The 16,881-nt window shown below is 44.6% G+C and carries 12 protein-coding genes and 1 pseudogene; 5 read left to right on the forward strand and 8 right to left on the reverse strand.

All coding sequences use genetic code 11. The annotated features are described in order from the left end of the window. Positions 1-46 precede the first annotated feature (46 nt). Positions 47-3,817: an alpha-L-arabinofuranosidase C-terminal domain-containing protein gene (locus CHH60_RS05675; protein WP_095358315.1), complete on the reverse strand. Its 3,771-nt coding sequence runs from the start codon at positions 3,815-3,817 to the stop codon at positions 47-49. Between the two features lie 346 nt (positions 3,818-4,163). Here CHH60_RS05675 and CHH60_RS05680 point away from each other — a divergent pair, with 346 nt between their 5' ends. Then, the gene (locus CHH60_RS05680; RefSeq protein ID WP_095358316.1) at positions 4,164-6,566 is read left to right on the forward strand and encodes a LamG-like jellyroll fold domain-containing protein; all 2,403 of its coding nucleotides are present in this window, start codon (positions 4,164-4,166) and stop codon (positions 6,564-6,566) included. 97 nt (positions 6,567-6,663) lie between these two features. Here the strand turns inward: CHH60_RS05680 and CHH60_RS30595 are convergent. After that, positions 6,664-6,831: pseudogene (locus CHH60_RS30595) on the reverse strand (IS3 family transposase); the annotation flags it as partial. A 270-nt stretch (positions 6,832-7,101) separates the two neighbouring features. On the opposite strand from CHH60_RS30595, the gene CHH60_RS05685 reads away from it, so the two are divergent. Together CHH60_RS05685 and CHH60_RS05690 are read left to right on the forward strand one after the other, a co-directional pair. Further along, positions 7,102-7,611, forward strand: a complete 510-nt coding sequence (locus CHH60_RS05685) for an RNA polymerase sigma factor (protein WP_095358317.1) — start codon at positions 7,102-7,104, stop codon at positions 7,609-7,611. Positions 7,612-7,613: 2 nt separating this feature from the next. After that, positions 7,614-8,666, forward strand: coding sequence for an anti sigma factor C-terminal domain-containing protein (locus tag CHH60_RS05690; protein ID WP_095358318.1), 1,053 nt, complete (start codon positions 7,614-7,616; stop codon positions 8,664-8,666). A 212-nt stretch (positions 8,667-8,878) separates the two neighbouring features. Here the strand turns inward: CHH60_RS05690 and CHH60_RS05695 are convergent, their stop codons facing one another. After that, positions 8,879-9,433 (reverse strand): helix-turn-helix domain-containing protein, encoded by a 555-nt coding sequence (locus CHH60_RS05695; RefSeq protein WP_095358319.1) that lies wholly within the window; start codon positions 9,431-9,433, stop codon positions 8,879-8,881. 130 nt (positions 9,434-9,563) lie between these two features. On the opposite strand from CHH60_RS05695, the gene CHH60_RS05700 reads away from it, so the two are divergent. Next, positions 9,564-10,142 (forward strand): LysE family transporter, encoded by a 579-nt coding sequence (locus tag CHH60_RS05700; RefSeq protein WP_255247834.1) that lies wholly within the window; start codon positions 9,564-9,566, stop codon positions 10,140-10,142. 40 nt (positions 10,143-10,182) lie between these two features. Here the strand turns inward: CHH60_RS05700 and CHH60_RS05705 are convergent, their stop codons facing one another. From CHH60_RS05705 to CHH60_RS05725, 5 genes are all read right to left on the reverse strand, one after another. Beyond that, positions 10,183-11,157: an MBL fold metallo-hydrolase gene (locus CHH60_RS05705; protein WP_095358320.1), complete on the reverse strand. Its 975-nt coding sequence runs from the start codon at positions 11,155-11,157 to the stop codon at positions 10,183-10,185. Between the two features lie 35 nt (positions 11,158-11,192). Then, positions 11,193-11,837 (reverse strand): hypothetical protein, encoded by a 645-nt coding sequence (locus CHH60_RS05710; RefSeq protein WP_095358321.1) that lies wholly within the window; start codon positions 11,835-11,837, stop codon positions 11,193-11,195. Between the two features lie 286 nt (positions 11,838-12,123). Further along, a complete protein-coding gene (locus CHH60_RS05715; protein WP_095358667.1) occupies positions 12,124-13,605 on the reverse strand; it encodes a DHA2 family efflux MFS transporter permease subunit in 1,482 nt (493 codons plus the stop codon). A 59-nt stretch (positions 13,606-13,664) separates the two neighbouring features. Then, entirely contained in the window at positions 13,665-14,252 is a 588-nt protein-coding gene (locus CHH60_RS05720; protein WP_095287417.1) for a TetR/AcrR family transcriptional regulator, read from the reverse strand. 301 nt (positions 14,253-14,553) lie between these two features. Continuing rightward, positions 14,554-15,471 carry an NAD(P)/FAD-dependent oxidoreductase gene (locus CHH60_RS05725; RefSeq protein ID WP_095358668.1) on the reverse strand — a complete coding sequence of 306 codons (918 nt, stop codon included), beginning with the start codon at positions 15,469-15,471 and terminating at the stop codon, positions 14,554-14,556. A 404-nt stretch (positions 15,472-15,875) separates the two neighbouring features. On the opposite strand from CHH60_RS05725, the gene cyoE reads away from it, so the two are divergent. Then, positions 15,876-16,805 carry a heme o synthase gene (gene cyoE, locus CHH60_RS05730; protein ID WP_095358322.1) on the forward strand — a complete coding sequence of 310 codons (930 nt, stop codon included), beginning with the start codon at positions 15,876-15,878 and terminating at the stop codon, positions 16,803-16,805. Positions 16,806-16,881 lie beyond the last annotated feature (76 nt).

The raw sequence follows: 16,881 nt of genomic DNA on the forward strand, positions 1-16,881 counted from the left end.
TTTTTGTGAATAATGTTCTCTTCCGAGGGGAGAAGCATAAGTGAAATTACAAATCCAAAATCAATACATTAACTGAATGAGCGGGTAACTGAAGAACTACAGATTCACCGTCCAGTACAATCTCCCGTTCCAGTGGAACCACCTTCTCATCATTCTTCTGGTTCACATTCGGAACATGAACCAAGGATTGATCTCCGCTGAGTGTGATCAACCGTGCTGCAGATTTCACATTCAGATCCTCAAGATGGACGTGTGTGGCTTTGTCCACGCTATCGGCATTCACCATTTTTACATATACGTGCTGCTGATCTCTCGTAACGGAATGGAACACCTCACGGTTATATGCTTCGAGCTTGTAATCCAGCACTTTGCTGGTTGTATGTCCGTCTGTGTAGGAGCAGATTAAGCTCTTTCCTGTATCGCCGCCATAATTGACAGTGATCGTATAATCGGTACCGCTCTCCAGCGGTTCATAATTCGCAGCTCTTAGGTTACCCGCTGCGGAACTTGAAGAATAATCACCGAGAGTATATCCTTCGATACCTTGTTTGTAAACTTTCACTCCCGTTGCATCACCACCGTAACCAATTGCATATTCAATGACATCCTTCTTGTCAGAAGAAATATCCGTAAGTCCCACGCCAACATAGAAACCGTCATCACCCGACAAGCGCTTGGTTTCCACCTGCACCTTGTAATTGGTCCATTTATCATTCAAAAGATATATCCCGTTCAGGCCGCTGGTTTGCGCTTTCAGCACAAGTCCGTTACCGGCTTCAAGTGTAAATCCGTTCGAACCAGGAATCAGACCCCACGCCTTACTCAGTTCCGTCTGCTCCCTGAAATCTTCACTCAACAGCACGCTGCCATCCTGATTGGAAGTAACCGTAACTCGTTTCACGACGATGTCTGCATGACCGGTTGCAATCTCAATTCCTCCATGAGGGATGAGTTCCACTTGTTTTCCTTTGCTGTACGTCTTAAACGAAGTGTCGATCACTTGATCTCCAACGTATTTCGCAAAAAGGTGCTGTACGTAGTAGTTCGGTGTATACCATACCGTTTCATCGTCAAACCAGATGCAATCCGGCGTCCAGCGATAGGTTCCATCCGTCAGCACCTTATTGAACAATGGCGCGTAGGCAGCCAAACGAACGACATCTGCATTGTTTTCGAAGCCGGTCATGATTGCTGCTTCTGCAACGGCACCGGCCAGTGTATTTTTGTCCGTGGATGCGTACTCTCCGACAAATACCTTGGAAGTCTCGTTCCAGTTGATTTGCCCATCTTCATGATATGCCCGATGGTAGTAATTGTAACGGTCCACGTTATTCAGCAAGTAATCATTGGACCGATAATAGTGTTCGTCTGCAATGGTATCCATGTAATCATCCTGCTTCTCATACCAGGTTACCGTTTCTTCAATGACCTTCTGTCCATCGGCAAACGCAATTTGGGCCGAACCCGTAAGGTTACCGCTCAGGAACTTCCAGCCTTGTTGGTATGCATCATCGTCCGCTTGTGCACCAACGGTTGAAATGATATGCAGTTCATGATCCGGATAGTTTAGCTTCATATATTCATCAATGGATGCTTTGAACACTTCGAAGTTGGCGAAAAATTCGGTTCCCCAGTTCTCGTTGCCTACACCAAGGTAGCGCAGATCGAACGGATCAGGGTGCCCCATTTGGCTGCGTATTGTCGCCCATTCGTTATGTTCAACATCTGTACTCAGGGCAAAATCAATCAGATCGGTGAAGTTTTTGATGTAATAATCTCTTAATGCGCCACCAGCCGGATGTGCGTAATCCGAACGTGCCTGACACAGAACTCCACAGGCCATTACAGGAACCGGAGCGGCATTCAAGTCTTCCGCAAGCTGGAAGTACTCCATGTACCCAAGACCCATCGTCATCATATAACCCCAGACATTGTAGTTCTCTTTGCGCAGCTCAACCGGCCCAATAGAATCCTTCCAGTCGTACACATTATCCCAGATAAAGGACCCCTCAGAGATACATCCTCCCGGAAAGCGCAGAAACTTGGGATGCATATCAACGAGAGCCTGAACCAGATCCTTCCTCAGTCGATAGTTCGGGTTCCCCTTGTAGTTGGCATGCGCTGATGCGGAAATGCCTGCTTCATCCGGAATTGCGCCCCATACATCGCGCGGGATCAGAGACACCATATCGATGGAAATATCTCCTTCAAACGTAAGCGCGAGCTGTCCAAGTGCTGTCTCAGTTCCGGTAAGAACAAGAGCCTGATTACTCGTATCTGAATCCACGCGGACAGAACCATACTTTTTCCAGGTACCTCCTCCATCTACATGAATCTTGACGGAATCACTGATTGCGGTTTCCGAGCCATCCTGCAGTTGTATGGTGATCGTACCGGCCGATTCTGCCTTTGCCCAGATGGTGAAGTCGTATTGTTCACCTTTTTTGATGGACATGGCACAATGCTGATTGGTATCGGAGAAACCACGATTTCGTATGGTTGCTCCATCCTGAACCGTCACATAGTAAGCATTTACATCTGGGTCTTCGAGTTTGAAGCGTTCATTCAATCCACCTTCGTGATGAACATTCATTTTGCTGGTATCACCAGACCAGGCGAATAACGGATCCCGGTTCCGCCCCGTTGAACATCCGCATTCACCGGAGGTATGTGAATATGTATCAAATGCAAAAGATTCAAATGAACGGTTCTGAACCAGCTCGGCATAGATTCCGCCATCCGCCGCATTGTTAATGTCCTCGTAGAACAGACCGTACATGACCTCGCTAATATCAGCGACTTGCTGATCGCCGTGGATTGTTATGGTATAGGGCGGCAGATCCTGCGGCAATACGGACACGTCAAAACTTTTACTCAGCGTGCTTTCGCCTTTACTCAAGATCGCATTCAATCTTGCTTCCTGTGGCGAGGTAATGGACTGCACTTCCCCATCATGCGACAGCACGTCAGGACGATTGGACTGCCAGTCGACATTCACTTTCCCACCTAGCAAGTCAACAGGCAGCGAAATATTCTTCGTAATAATTCGGGTCGGAAATGATAAATATTTATCTCCTGCCAACGTAACAATCTCTTCATCGGTTAATGATTCACACATGACTTCGATGACTTCATCCATGGTTAATCCGGCCTGATATATCCGAAAGTCGGACAGTGATCCGGCAAAATCAACGTCGGCTGCATACTGAGAGCGACCAATGTAATTCTGGCTATAATTGGCCGAATCCGTGAAGGAATCGAACCATCTGCGGAGCTTCGCATAATTACCACTGGACGTCTGACTGATGGACCCATCCGCTATTTTCTCTCCATTTACATAAACGATCGGGCCAGCACTGCTAAGCGTACCTCCCTGAGTACCAGCTACCGATAAAGCTATATGCATCCATTCCCCCGTTGCAAATCCTCGGCCCGGATCCACAACCAGATCCCCTTCGGCAGACATCGTTCCTCTCAGCTGTCTCGTCAAAAACAGATAGGGGCACTGTTCTCCTTTTCCAAAGTCAAAAATCCGTTCCCACACATTGGAGCCCTTGTTCAGATGTACCCAGGCTGCCACAGTGATGCCTGTTTTATCGCTTACATGTTGAAATAGATCTGAAGGTAACTGAAGATACGATGTTCCATTGTCTCCCCCTGCAAAAGTAGCCGCATTCCTTCCATTCACTTTCGCCACCGACGGTACGGAAAGACCTGCAGCAATGCCATCTTTGCCCTGGCCGGAGTAATCCTTACCGATGTTGTCCGCATCCTCAAACTTGTAGTGTGCAATGATATGATCCTGAAAACTGCTCATCGTTATGCCTCCTATGTAAGATCATCAATTAATTCATAAAAACGTGAATCATTAATAAAAGTATAAATATATCATATACTCGTTATAGTACTCATTTCGAATTGGATTTTCAACTAAAAACTTCTAATCGGTGCTAAATCAAAATAAATTTAAGCTTTAGCTGTTCATTTTTCTTTTTTTTAACTTGTTTCAACAACATGGTTTACAAAAATATAAATTAATTGATATTATAGCAAATGTAAGCGCTTGATTATAGAAATAACTGAAAGGAGGACTGCACTACCACGTTCATCCGTTGTATTTTTAACTTGTTTTATATTTTTGTGAATGAAGAAAGGGGACACGTATGAAGCGTTATTTGGTCATTGCACTTAGTACGGCATTGCTCTCTGCACCAGCTCTTTCGCCAGTCTCCGCTTTGGCGGACAATACAACCTCAACTGCTTTTAATTCGCAAAGTTCCACTATATTAAACGAAAATCAGTTACCTGCGTTTAAAAACGTCTCCGTTCATGACCCTTCTGTCATCAAGGTAGATGATACGTATTATGTCTTCGGCTCCCATCTGCAGGTAGCTAAGTCCAAAGATTTAATCAGCTGGGATTCCGTCGCTTCAGGCGTCACGGATGACAATCCTGTCGTTCCCAATGTAACCAAGGAATTCGCAGAAGCTCTGCAATGGGCTCAGACGGATACGCTCTGGGCAGCTGATGTCATTCAACTGGCAGATGGCAAATTCTATATGTATTACAATGCCTGCAAAGGGGATTCTCCCCGGTCGGCCCTTGGAGTCGCCGTAGCTGACAACATTGAAGGCCCATACAAGGATCAGGGACTTTTGCTGAAATCAGGCATGTGGGATGAAATTAGTGAAGATGGCACCATCTATGATGCGACCAAGCATCCCAACGTGGTCGATCCGGATGTGTTTTATGATAAAGACGGCAAGCTATGGATGGTATACGGTTCTTACTCCGGGGGGATTTTCATTCTCGAAATGGATGAGACTACCGGCAAACCACTGCCGAATCAAGGTTATGGCAAGAAGCTGACCGGAGGCAACCACAGCCGAATTGAGGCCCCTTATATGCTCTACAGTCCCGAAACCGATTATTATTATCTGTACTTGTCTTATGGAGGACTCGCGGCTGACGGTGGATATAACATTCGTGTTGCCCGCTCCAAAACACCGGACGGTCCCTTCTACGATGCTGAAGGCAACGATATGATCAAGGTTATGGCAGACAAGGATAAACCTTTGTTTGATGATGAATCCATTGAGCCATTTGGCGTAAAATTACTCGGGAACTACCTGTTCGAGAGACAGATCGGCGACCCTGGTACGGGTCAGGGGACAGGATATGTATCTCCAGGACACAACTCTGCTTATTATGATGAAGAGACCGGCAAGCACTTCCTCATCTTCCACTCCCGCTTTCCGAATCGAGGAGAAGAACATGAGGTGCGGGTTCATGAGATGCATATGAACTCCGAAGGATGGCCTGTCGTATCTCCTTACCGTTATGCAGGCATGAAGAGCGATTCAGTTCAAGTGACCGAACATAGTGCAGCTGGTTCATATAAGTGGGTTAATCATGGGAAGGATATCACAGCTGAGATCAAGTCATCCCAGATCGTTCAGTTTGCGGCAAACGGCCAGGTTACTGGTGCTGTAACAGGGACATGGAGCCTCCTGGAGGACAACAAGGTACAAATAACGACCAATAATGTGGTATACGAAGGTGTCTTCACCCAGGAATGGGATGCCGAATCCCAGCAGAACGTGCTAACTTTCAGTGCTCTCTCTTCATCCGGTGTAGCGGTCTGGGGAAGCCAGATGAATGCCATGAAAGATCAGGATGTGGTGCAGGCTGTGAAGAAGGATCTGACGCTTGGAAATACGGAGAATATTTTCTATGATCTCTCCCTCCCCACCACAGGTACACGTGATAGTCAGATCACATGGAAATCTTCTCTTCCCTCTGTCCTATCGGCTGATGGAGCAGTAAATCGGCCTCGCAGCGGCAAAGGGGATGCCAAAGTAAAATTGACCGCAACCATTCGAAAAGGGACGGCCACAGCCAGCAAAACATTCAGCGTGACCGTACCTGAACAGGCAGCTGGCCCACTGCTGGGCGAGTATACGTTTGACAACAAAAAACTCGCTAAAATCGCACAGGATTTTAGTAAAAACGGTTATCATGGCCAGTCTTTTAATGTAGTAAGCTCAGCGGTTAGCAACAAGAATCAGGCTGCTGCCTTTAACGGAAAAGACAGCTACATTCAACTGCCTGGACTCCTCACAGACACAACGGACTTCACGTTCAGTGCTTGGGTAAACTGGGATGGGGGCGGAGCTTGGCAGCGTATATTCGACTTCGGTAATGGCTTGACCAGACATATGTTCCTTACACCATCCCAACATAACGGTGCTCTGCAATTCACCATTCATGATCAGGGTCGTGATCAGAGTCTGATCGCGACTGAAGCGCTGCCAAGCAATCAATGGGTTCATGTCGCCGTTACATTGCAAGGAGACACGGGCACCTTATATGTAAACGGCAAATCAGTGGCAAGCAGCTCTGAGATCACGTTCAATCCGAAGGATCTACAAGCTTCGGAAGCCTATCTGGGCAAAAGTCGATATGCTGCCGATCCGTTCTATCAAGGCAAAATGGATCAGGTTAGAGTGTATGACAAAGCTCTAAGCGCCAAAGAGATCCAGCGTCAAGCAGCAGTCCAGCCTTGAACGATTGAGTTTCTGCATCAACTTCAGAATTAATTCAAAATGATACCTCCTAAAGCAGCCACCTTAGAACTCCCCTCTTAAAGTTAGACAAATACTTTTATGCAACTTGTTTGGCATGTTCTCGGTATTGTACCGGGCTCATGCCTTTTATTTTGACTTAATACGTTTGTGATTGTAGCAAACCATGTATCGTGCTAGTTCTTTTTTGAAATGTTCAACACTTCAGACTCATGAAGATAAGAAACTCTGACTTCATAATGCCATATATCTACGTTGATATGTTCAGTAATCTCTTTAATTTTAATCTACCGTTGAACTCAGCTGTGCTTGTCTTCCGTATAATATTAGCAATCATTTTTATGAATGAATTACAACAAACCCCCGCTGCATCGTTTAATGGACAGAAAGCTTCTATTCCACGAATAGTAATCCCCTAAATGATATGTATTCTAATAATTCTCCTAAAAATTTCAATTCCACTGTAACATTAGTCTCTCTGCCCCGTTGTCTAAATAGAAGGAGGAGGAAACTTGAAATGAGGAGTGATCTATATACAGAACTATTCAAGCAGTACCAGTCCTCCCTGTATCTCTATCTATACCGAATGTGTGGATCTCCGGAGACTGCTGAAGAGTTAGTTCAAGAAACCTTTTACAGAGCTATGGTTTCCATGAAAGCCGAGCATGCAAAGTATGCTAGAGCTTGGTTGTATAAAGTGGCTCGGCATTTGTTTATCGATTGGTACCGTAAATATCGTGGAGAAAAGCAAATGAATCAAGAGTTGGAGAAGCAAGGCGCAGAAAATACATATCGGACTCCTGAGGAAGTACTGACAGCTCGTGAACATACCATTCGTATTCAACAAGTGATGAAGAAGCTGCCCGAACAATATCGAACCATTTTGTTACTACGAGAAATGAACGAGTTATCCTATAAGGAACTTTGCGAGATTCTGGATATGAATATGAACCAGGTTAAGGTCACTCTTTTTCGTGCCAGAGAACGATTCAAAGCAGAAATGCTACAAATGAAAGGAGACGTTTGAGTATGTCTAAAATACCACATGATGAGGAACGATTATTTCAGGAAGATGATTTTGAACAACAGCGTCCTGAATGGGGTCACAAGCAATTTAAACGAATGGTATGGAAAACAAGATGGAAATTTTTTCTTAATGCAGGAGGAGCGCTTTTTCTAGTTTTTTTGGTCTATCACATTTACGTCTCAGCTCTCCATATTTATTTTGATCAATCAGAGGTACGTAACAATTTCTTGCGTTCTATTATATCTGTCGTTGAAATGCACGGTGATGGACTTCGTGTAGAAAAAAGAATATCTGCTCAACCTTTTGAAGTAACTCCGTTTTTAACTCAGAAAGCTAATCTGAAAATATATCGACACGTGGGTTCATGGGAGGTAATCACAGGTGAGATTCAAGCTACGCTCAGTATAACCGGTAAATTTACCTATTCTATTACCAATACAGGAGCGTATTTGAATGGCAATAACCCTGGGCCTTTCTATCTCCCTTACTCACTAGTTGATGGTAAATCTGGTCATAAAGATTCTGAGGAAAATAGTAGCCTCAAACGGCTAGCTGAAATTGATGATGGGCATGTCGCAGAAATGTCACTATCCTTGAAAAACCTAGCATCTCCCGATCAACTGATGAAGCTTCTTTCAGATTACGATGTTGCGGTGACTGCTATGCCGATTTATTCAGGCGAATTCACCCAGCCTGGTGCTTCCTATTCACTGGCAGGTATGTTCGATTATAATATTCCACATCTTACCCTTAAACCTCTTTATGAATTTAATGAGAACGGTGCAAGATGGTTTAACTACTTCGTTCCCGAAGAAGCTGGACAGATGCAGGAACAGATTGACGCCATGATGACTGAACTAAAATGGATGACCAACCATATTGAATATAATGAAGCAGCACAAGATAAACAGCGCCTTGCTTATTTAGAGAAGAATGGAGTTCAAGTATATGGTGCGGTCGTTACAGGTCCTGTTCGAGAGTTGGAGAAACTCACAAAGTTAGCTGAATTCCATCATTTCCAATTGAGCCGTGTAGAGGTATGGAACTGGGATTGAGTTAGCAAACCGGTAGTTGACTAATCGTATAGTGCGGTTATGTTCCATATAAGTAAGAGATGATTCCTGTTATTCCAAGTTAACATCTCTTACTTATTAATTAGTAATGTTTCAAAAAAACGCGAGCATTTTACAGATTAATTGCAAATGTCGGCCTGCCTCCGAAGCGTCCACAAAGACAGTCCTTTTAACTCAAAAAAATCGAAAACAATTTAACCGGGATAATGAATAACCATGCTAAGTCGGTTCTCCGAAACTCCAGAGTTTATATAACGATGCGGCTTGTCTGCTCGAAAGCGAATGGACTCCCCCCGCTTCACCTTAAAATCTTCTCCCCCGACATGAATCGTAATTTCCCCTTCAAAGACGGTAATAAACTCCTCTGTTCCATCAATGTGCGGCTCTGCATTCCATGAAGCTGCCTCATCCATCTCCAGAACATACATTTCGAACCGACGCCCCTCTTCAAAGAGAAAATGAGGATAAATCCGTACTCTTCCGTTTTCCTCCGTTAACACGTGAATATCATCACCCTTCACGATCGACGCATCCGATTTCGGCTCATGAATTAATGCGGTGAACGAAACTTTGAGGCCGTTCGCAATTTTCCAGACGGTAGCGATGGAAGGGTTCGATTCTCCCCGTTCAATCTGACCTAACATGGTCTTGCTGATCCCTGACATTTCGGCAACCTTATCCAAACTAAGCTTTCTTTGCTCTCGGATCTGCTTCAGATTTTGAGCAAGTACAACATTGATATTTTCCAACCTGTAACCACCTCTTTAAAAATGGTGTTGTGTAATATATAGTCCATATCGTACAATAATAACGCACAAACGTTATAGTGTACATTTTATGCAATTATAGCACACAACGAACTTTTTGAGGAGGACAATCATGATTATTCCTTTATTGACGTATGCCATTGTCGCATCATTTACACCGGGTCCCAATAACATTATCGCCATGACTCAAGCTAGACTTCGGGGATTTGCCAAGACATTGCCTTTTGTTGGTGGTGTAGCCGCGGGCTGCCTGCTGATTATGTTTCTATCCAGTTATTTCAATCTTGTTCTGCATCAGTCTATTCCGAGAATCAGACCCGTTTTGAATGTGTTGGGATGTGTCTATCTCATCTATCTGGCGTTCAAAATTATGCGTAGTACGTCTTCACAACAGGTAGACAATCGCACCAACCCCTATTCATTTTGGTTTGGCTTCACTCTACAGTTCATGAATCCCAAAGTCATTTTGTATGGTTTAACCGCAATCTCAGTGTTTGTCTTGCCGCTTGCCCAGTCACATGCTCACATGATGGTATTCTCTGTATTGTTAACGATTGTAGGGATCAGTGCCAATATGACATGGGCCTTATGCGGAGTGATATTTCAGAGTGTACTCGTGAGATATGAGCGTCCATTCAATATGGCTATGGGCATCCTCTTAATTTATAGTGCATTATCAATGTTAAAATAAAAAACGTCCACTCATGTGCTGAGTAGACGCTGTAATATTACTAGAAGCCGGATTTCCACCAACGTTCCATTGGATAAATTCCGTTGTGGATTTGCACCTTTTCTCCAATTTTCGGAGTCGCGATGTCGACATTCGCGCGTTGTGCTGCCTGGGTAATTCGTTCAACCGGATCGGTCCAAGCATGGTAGGCAAGAGTGAATGCTCCCCAATGAATAGGAATGAGAAGCTTTCCTTTTACATCCAGATGGGCTTGTACGGTTTCTTCCGGCATCATATGTATGTTGGCCCACCGTTCGTCATATTGTCCACATTCCATCATCGTCAAGTCGAATGGCCCATACTTGTCACCGATCTCCTTGAAGTGAGGTCCGTACCCGCTGTCTCCACTAAAAAACACCTTTGTCTCATGTCCCGAGATCACCCATGAGCACCATAGCGTGGAGTTACGATCGAATAATCCTCTCCCCGAAAAGTGCCTTGCAGGCGTGCATGCCAGTGTCAGGCTCTTGAATTGAAGCTCGTCCCACCAGCCATGCTCGGTAATTTTATCCGAAGGCACACCGATTTGAATCAAACGCCGGCGTACGCCAAGAGGTACGATAAACCGTTCGGTTTTATTCATCAGCCTCCGAATGGAGGAATAATCCAGATGATCATAATGATCATGAGATAAGATGATGGCATCCAGCGGCGGAAGATCTTCTGGCTGAACTGGCAAATTGACGTTGTAGCGCTTCGTCCCCACCCATGATACCGGAGATGGACGGTTCCCCAACATGGGATCAAAAAGCATTCTGGTTCCTTCCATTTCAAGCAGAAAAGCTGAATGTCCGAACCATGTTACTTGTGGATGATCATCAGCGTTCAACCTTTCGCTAAACTCACTTTTCACTATCGGTATATGACTTAAAGGTCTTCGGTCCTGACCACTTCTAAGGGAATCCCGAAGCATGCTCAGCATGGCCTTCAAGCTCATATTCATCGATGTTGGAATCTGATTTTCGTATTTGGTCATCTTATTACCTTCTGTTCTTCATAATGGCTGGTTCACTATGAAATAATGGATTCATTAACCTGAGATTGGAACTGCTCCATTGCGTGCTGAACTTCTGAAGCTGTAAGACCATGCCGAAAAAGATATTCCTGTATTCTCCTTACTTCTGCTTCATCACCAGCCTGAACTCCATTGATTTTACGGATCACCGCTTCTTCCATACCTTCTCGCTCGGGTCCTGCTGGCTCACATAGCCAAAAATCAGTTCTTTTCACATTTCCCTCATGGGTCCAGAGCAAATTTTCATAACGTATCACATCCCAATCCCGATAGCCAGACTGAATCTGCTCAAGTTCGGAATATAACATATCGTAGATCAGGTTGCACGGAATATGCCCAAAGTACTCTCGATACTGTCTCAGATTATATCCATCAATCCATTCGGTCAAGATAAAATATCCTGGAGAGTAGGCATACAGTTTGGGGACATGGCAGTTGCTTTGCATGGACATGATGGCTTCGCCCTCGAGTTCTCCACCGATCTTCCCACGCTTGGTGTACACTTTGAGGCAGTATTCCTGTACTTTATAGACAACAGACTGTTTTCCCAGCAGCGAAGCCTGCATGTTCAGGTGCCCATTCCGTTCATAACGCAATAGCATATCTTCCAGATGTGGTGGTAATGGTTGAATGATTTTCATAAAAGAGTTCTCCTTGATAGATTATCAAAACTAAAACGTTTTCCACTTTGTGATGAATCTTACTTCACTATTATTGTCGCTAAACTAGAAGTTGAACATATCCAATTTCGCCAGAACATGAACTATTTGATTTCATGTTCATATATGTGACTTTTGACGTACTGCAGCTGACTTTTTTCCACTTTAATGGATGAAACCCGTTCCATGTCAAGGTGACAAAATATAAAAAAACGATGTCCCCCAGCCGCAGCTGGAAGAACATCGTTTAATGTTGAGTGATATTGAATTAATGCATAGGGCCTTGTTGACCTTGTTGTGATCCAACCTTCACCCGTTTAACAAAGAAAGAGATCACCAGACCAATCACGGCAAGAACCAGTGCAAATACAAATGCATTCTGTACCCCTGACGTGAAACCAGCGAGCTGGTTTTCCGGGCTCTCCGGGTTAGTTACATTGCTCAAGAAGCGAGTCTGACCCGCGCTCAGAATACTTACGGCAACCGCAGTACCGATCGCACCGGATACTTGCTGTAATGTATTCATGATCGCTGTGCCGTGAGGATAATACTCTGGCGGCAGCTGGTTCAAACCGTTCGTTTGAGCAGGCATCATGATCATGGAAATCCCGATCATCATGAACACATGCATGGTAATGATTGTTCCCAAAGCCGTTGTCGGCGTAATGCCAGTGTACATGAACAGAACAACAGCCACGATCGCCAGGCCAATGATAACGAGCCATTTTGGACCAAATTTATCAAACAAACGTCCCATAACTGGAGACAAGAATCCGTTCAGCAAGCTGCCCGGCAGCAATACCAGTCCTGCAGTCAGTGCTGTAACAGCCATACCTTGCTGCAGATACATTGGAAGGATCAACATTGAAGACAACATCATCATCATACAGATGAAGATCAGGATCAAGCCGATCGTAAACATCGGATATTTGAATGCGCGCAGATCCATCATTGGCTGTTTCATTCGTAACTGACGGATGCTGAATAGCAGCAAGGACACTACTCCGACAACCAGGGTAATTACCACGACCGGACTGGTCCAGCCTCCGCCTGTATCCCCATGTCCACCCGCGCTGCTGAATCCATATACAATTCCGCCAAAACCGAGGGTAGACAATATAATAGAAATAACATCAATTTTCGGCTTGGTCAGTTTCGAAATATTCGGTAAGAACAACAAGCCGCACACCAGTGAGATAATGAAGAACGGCAATGAAATCCAGAAAATCCAGTGCCAGCTCAGATTAGCCAAAATCAATCCGGAAATACTCGGACCGCTCGCTGGAGCAAACATGATTACGAGACCGATTAGTCCCATGGCAGCACCACGCTTTTCAATCGGGAAAATAACCAAAATCGTGTTAAACATCAAAGGTAGCAATAGAGCTGTTCCTACAGCCTGCAGTACCCTTGCAACCAAAAGCAGTTCAAAACTTGGTGCGAGTGCAGCAACAATGGTTCCCGCAATCGAAAATATCAGAGAGGTTGTAAACAACTGTCTCGTTGTAAACCATTGTAATAACATACCGGAAACCGGCACCAAAATACCCAGTACGAGCAGGTAACCTGTCGTCAACCATTGAATCGTTGTGGGTCCAACTTCAAGCAGGGTCATCAGCGGCGTCAGTGCCACATTAAGCGCTGTTTCACCGAACAGGCCAATGAATCCGCTCAACAGCATCGCGAATAATATGGGCAGTACCTTATATTGCTTTGTTTCTTCTTGGTCCTGTACAGAACCAGCCTTCATGGAAACCTCCACGATCCATCCTCCTCAAACATTATAACTGTTTCTCTCTTTGTGCAGACTTAATGAATCCCTCTGGCATTCTTAGCCACACTTGACAAATAATCAGCAGCCGTCAGCAGAGGCTGTTTATCCTGATTGGTCAGACTGATAATCAGTGCTCCCTCCATTAAAGAGATGACCAAAAGACCCGTTTCTCGTGCTTTCTCCTCACCAACGCCCTCCATCATCAGATGTTTCGTAATGATGTTCTGCCAATTGGCGAATACACCCTGGCATGCCACACGCAGTTGATGACTGATACAGGAAGTCTCCACGGCTGCCCAAAAGCTGAATGGCAGAAACCCCGTGAAACCAGCCGCTTCCGTTTCATCAGCCATGTCATGAATAAATCGCTGGATGGCGTCCCCTGTGCTCTCATGGGCTGCAAAGGTATCCTCGAATTTCTGCATGATGTGTTCATTGGCTTTCTGGATGCACTCGTGTGCGAGCTCTTCCTTGCCGTGCGGAAAATAATGATATAACGATCCTTTCGGCGTACTGCTCTCCTTAATAATCTGATTAAGACCGGTCGCATGATATCCTTGTGAAAAAAACAGTCTGGCTGCTGTGCTGACAATTTGTTCTTTAGCATTAGACTTTTCACTCAATGGAGCCACTTCCTTAATCTGAATTATAACAATCGGTCTACATAATTAAACCCGTTTCCAGAAGTACTGTCAACAACTTTATCAAAGAAATGTTATGGAAACGCTAACAGTTTGTTATCTTCATATAAAAAGCAGCGAAGAGATTGTATTATCGGCTAAGAATATAAAAAGACGGCTTTTCGCCGCCTTGATCCTAGTACGTCTGCTCGTACTCGATCTCTGAAAAAATCAACATTCCGTTTACCTGCCCACAAGTTTTCATTAAAAACCAATCTGACCTACTCTACTAAACTATCGACATTTATAACTTTCCTGAATTATCCCAGGCCTCGGCGTTCAGCTCACTATTCATGCTAACGGCCGCGAGCGCGCCCAACGAAGCTGCAGTTATCGCCTGATATATTTCCGATGCTGCATCTCCCGAACTGAAGACGCCCGGTACGGACGTTTTGGCCAACTCATCAACCTTAATTGTCCCTGACTCCGTTACTTCACACCCCAGTGTTTGAGCCAGGTGCGAACCGATGACAAGCTTGGGTGCGAAGAAAATGCCTGTACACTCCAGGGTATTTCCGTCCTCCAGCACAATCTGCCTAACCATTCCTTCCTCCGATTCAATGGATTGGATCGGTGCGTCTAATACAGGCACCCGATGCTGCTTCAATTCCTCCCGCTGTTGCTCCGTCATTTCAGTTCCGTTCGTTAGTATGGTGAATCGGTTCGTCCAACCCGATATTACTTTGGCCATGTGTACGGCTTTATCCCCGCTCACAATGATGCCAAGTGGTTGGTCCCTTAACTCCCAGCCATCACAGTATGGGCATACAAAGGCACTCTTGCCATATACCGCGGACAGTCCGGGAATGTCGAGAGGCTGGTCTTTTTTACCGACTGCAAAAAGAAGCTTCCGGCCTCTTACGATCTTTCCTTCTACCGTTGTTACTTCAAATGAACCTTCCCTTCCTGAGACGGCAGCGGCTGTGTCCTCCATGATATGTACAGAAGGATAGGCGCGGATCTGCTCTTTGGCAATTTGGCGGAATTCACTAGGCGTTGCCCCGTCTCTTGTCAAGAAACCATGAGTTTCACGAGTCACCATATTACGGGGGCGCCCTTCGTCGATCACTACAACCTCTTTTCTGGCTCTTCCTAAGACCAATGCGGCATTCAGACCGGATGGTCCCCCGCCTATGATAATCACATCTACTGTTTTCTTCATTTTAAACACCCTTTCCAGATACTTAAAGTCTCTAATTAACCCCAAAAAAAGATTCTCTCCTTCATCACCTATGGATTAAAACAGCTTCCCCTGACAATAACAACCAGATAGGCTATAATAAAGAGAATGAATTTAAAATCAATTAAAGATCCTTTATATCTACAATAGAGCCTTACTTTCAAAAACGCAAGTATATTTTTCTCAATTATTAATATATCTTCGTTTTTTTCATGACTTCTGTAGCACAGAAATTCATTTTTAACAATTAAAAAAAACCTTGTTTTTAAATTGTTCACAATCAATTGACAGTATTTTTAAACAAAAACGTGTTTTAATTCACATAGTAAACTAAATGCTATAATAAGGGCACGAGATATATAAGTATAGATATAGGAAGTGAGCATTTGAAAACATTGAATAAGGGGTCTCAACCCAAAATTGAACTAGAGTATAGCTCCATTCCGAAAGTATTCTTTGATACGATCAAAGTCGGAATCATCAAGTCCAATCTGATCGCCATGCTTGCCGGTTTGTGTCTGGCATTGTATGTATTTGATGCCTCATTCATAGCCAACATTGTGCCGATCATACTGTCTGTCATCGGCTCCTCTCTGATCATCGGGGCTGCTGGTGTGTTCAACAACTTGTACGACCGGGATATTGACGCGATTATGGAACGTACAAGAACACGTCCGACCGTTACCGGTCAAGTTGATACCAAGTCCGGACTGATTCTGGGGATCACCATTACGGTGATTGGGGGCATTCTACTGTATATTGCTTCGCCTTCCGCAGCAGTATTTGGTATCCTGGGATTGTTGCTTTATGTCTTCCCATATACCATGTGGACCAAACGCACAACAATTTACAATACGGAAGTAGGCAGCTTGTCCGGTGCCGTTCCACCACTGATTGGTTGGGCTGCAATCTCACCGGAACTCGGACATTTCGAAATCTGGGCTTTGGTGGTTACCATGCTCTTGTGGCAGATGCCACACTTTTACGGTATTGCCATCCGCCGATTTGACGAATATAAGGCAGCTGGTGTCCCAATGCTTCCTGTTGTCAAAGGAATCAGACGCACGTATATTCAAACGAATGTGTATCTGGTATTGTTATTGCTCTCCAGCTTTTTATTCTGGCCGCTTAGCCCGTTAGTGGCAATTGTTGCTTTCTTGGTCAGCTTGGCATGGCTCATTCTTAGCGTGGCAACATTTGATCGTAACCAAACCAAGAAATGGTCACATAAAATGTTCATTTTCTCCATTAATCACATTACGATTGTATTCCTGGTGATCATCGCTTATTCCCTGATTGCACAGCTGCTCAGATAAAGAATTGCAGCAAAGTTGAATACAAACAAGCCGTACAGACAAACTCTTGCAAAGAGTTAACTGTACGGCTTTTTAT

This window comes from Paenibacillus sp. 7523-1, from assembly GCF_002276415.1.
GTDB classification, from domain to species: Bacteria; Bacillota; Bacilli; order Paenibacillales; family Paenibacillaceae; genus Paenibacillus; species Paenibacillus illinoisensis_A.

Coding starts and splice junctions, on each gene's coding strand:
- CHH60_RS05675 (WP_095358315.1), bottom strand. CDS start 3,817: ATGAGCAGTTTTCAGGATCATATCATTGCACACTACAAGTTTGAGGAT.
- CHH60_RS05705 (WP_095358320.1), bottom strand. CDS start 11,157: ATGACCAAATACGAAAATCAGATTCCAACATCGATGAATATGAGCTTG.
- CHH60_RS05715 (WP_095358667.1), bottom strand. CDS start 13,605: ATGAAGGCTGGTTCTGTACAGGACCAAGAAGAAACAAAGCAATATAAG.
- CHH60_RS05690 (WP_095358318.1), top strand. CDS start 7,614: ATGTCTAAAATACCACATGATGAGGAACGATTATTTCAGGAAGATGAT.
- CHH60_RS05700 (WP_255247834.1), top strand. CDS start 9,564: ATGATTATTCCTTTATTGACGTATGCCATTGTCGCATCATTTACACCG.
- CHH60_RS05725 (WP_095358668.1), bottom strand. CDS start 15,471: ATGAAGAAAACAGTAGATGTGATTATCATAGGCGGGGGACCATCCGGT.
- CHH60_RS05685 (WP_095358317.1), top strand. CDS start 7,102: ATGAGGAGTGATCTATATACAGAACTATTCAAGCAGTACCAGTCCTCC.
- CHH60_RS05680 (WP_095358316.1), top strand. CDS start 4,164: ATGAAGCGTTATTTGGTCATTGCACTTAGTACGGCATTGCTCTCTGCA.
- CHH60_RS05710 (WP_095358321.1), bottom strand. CDS start 11,837: ATGAAAATCATTCAACCATTACCACCACATCTGGAAGATATGCTATTG.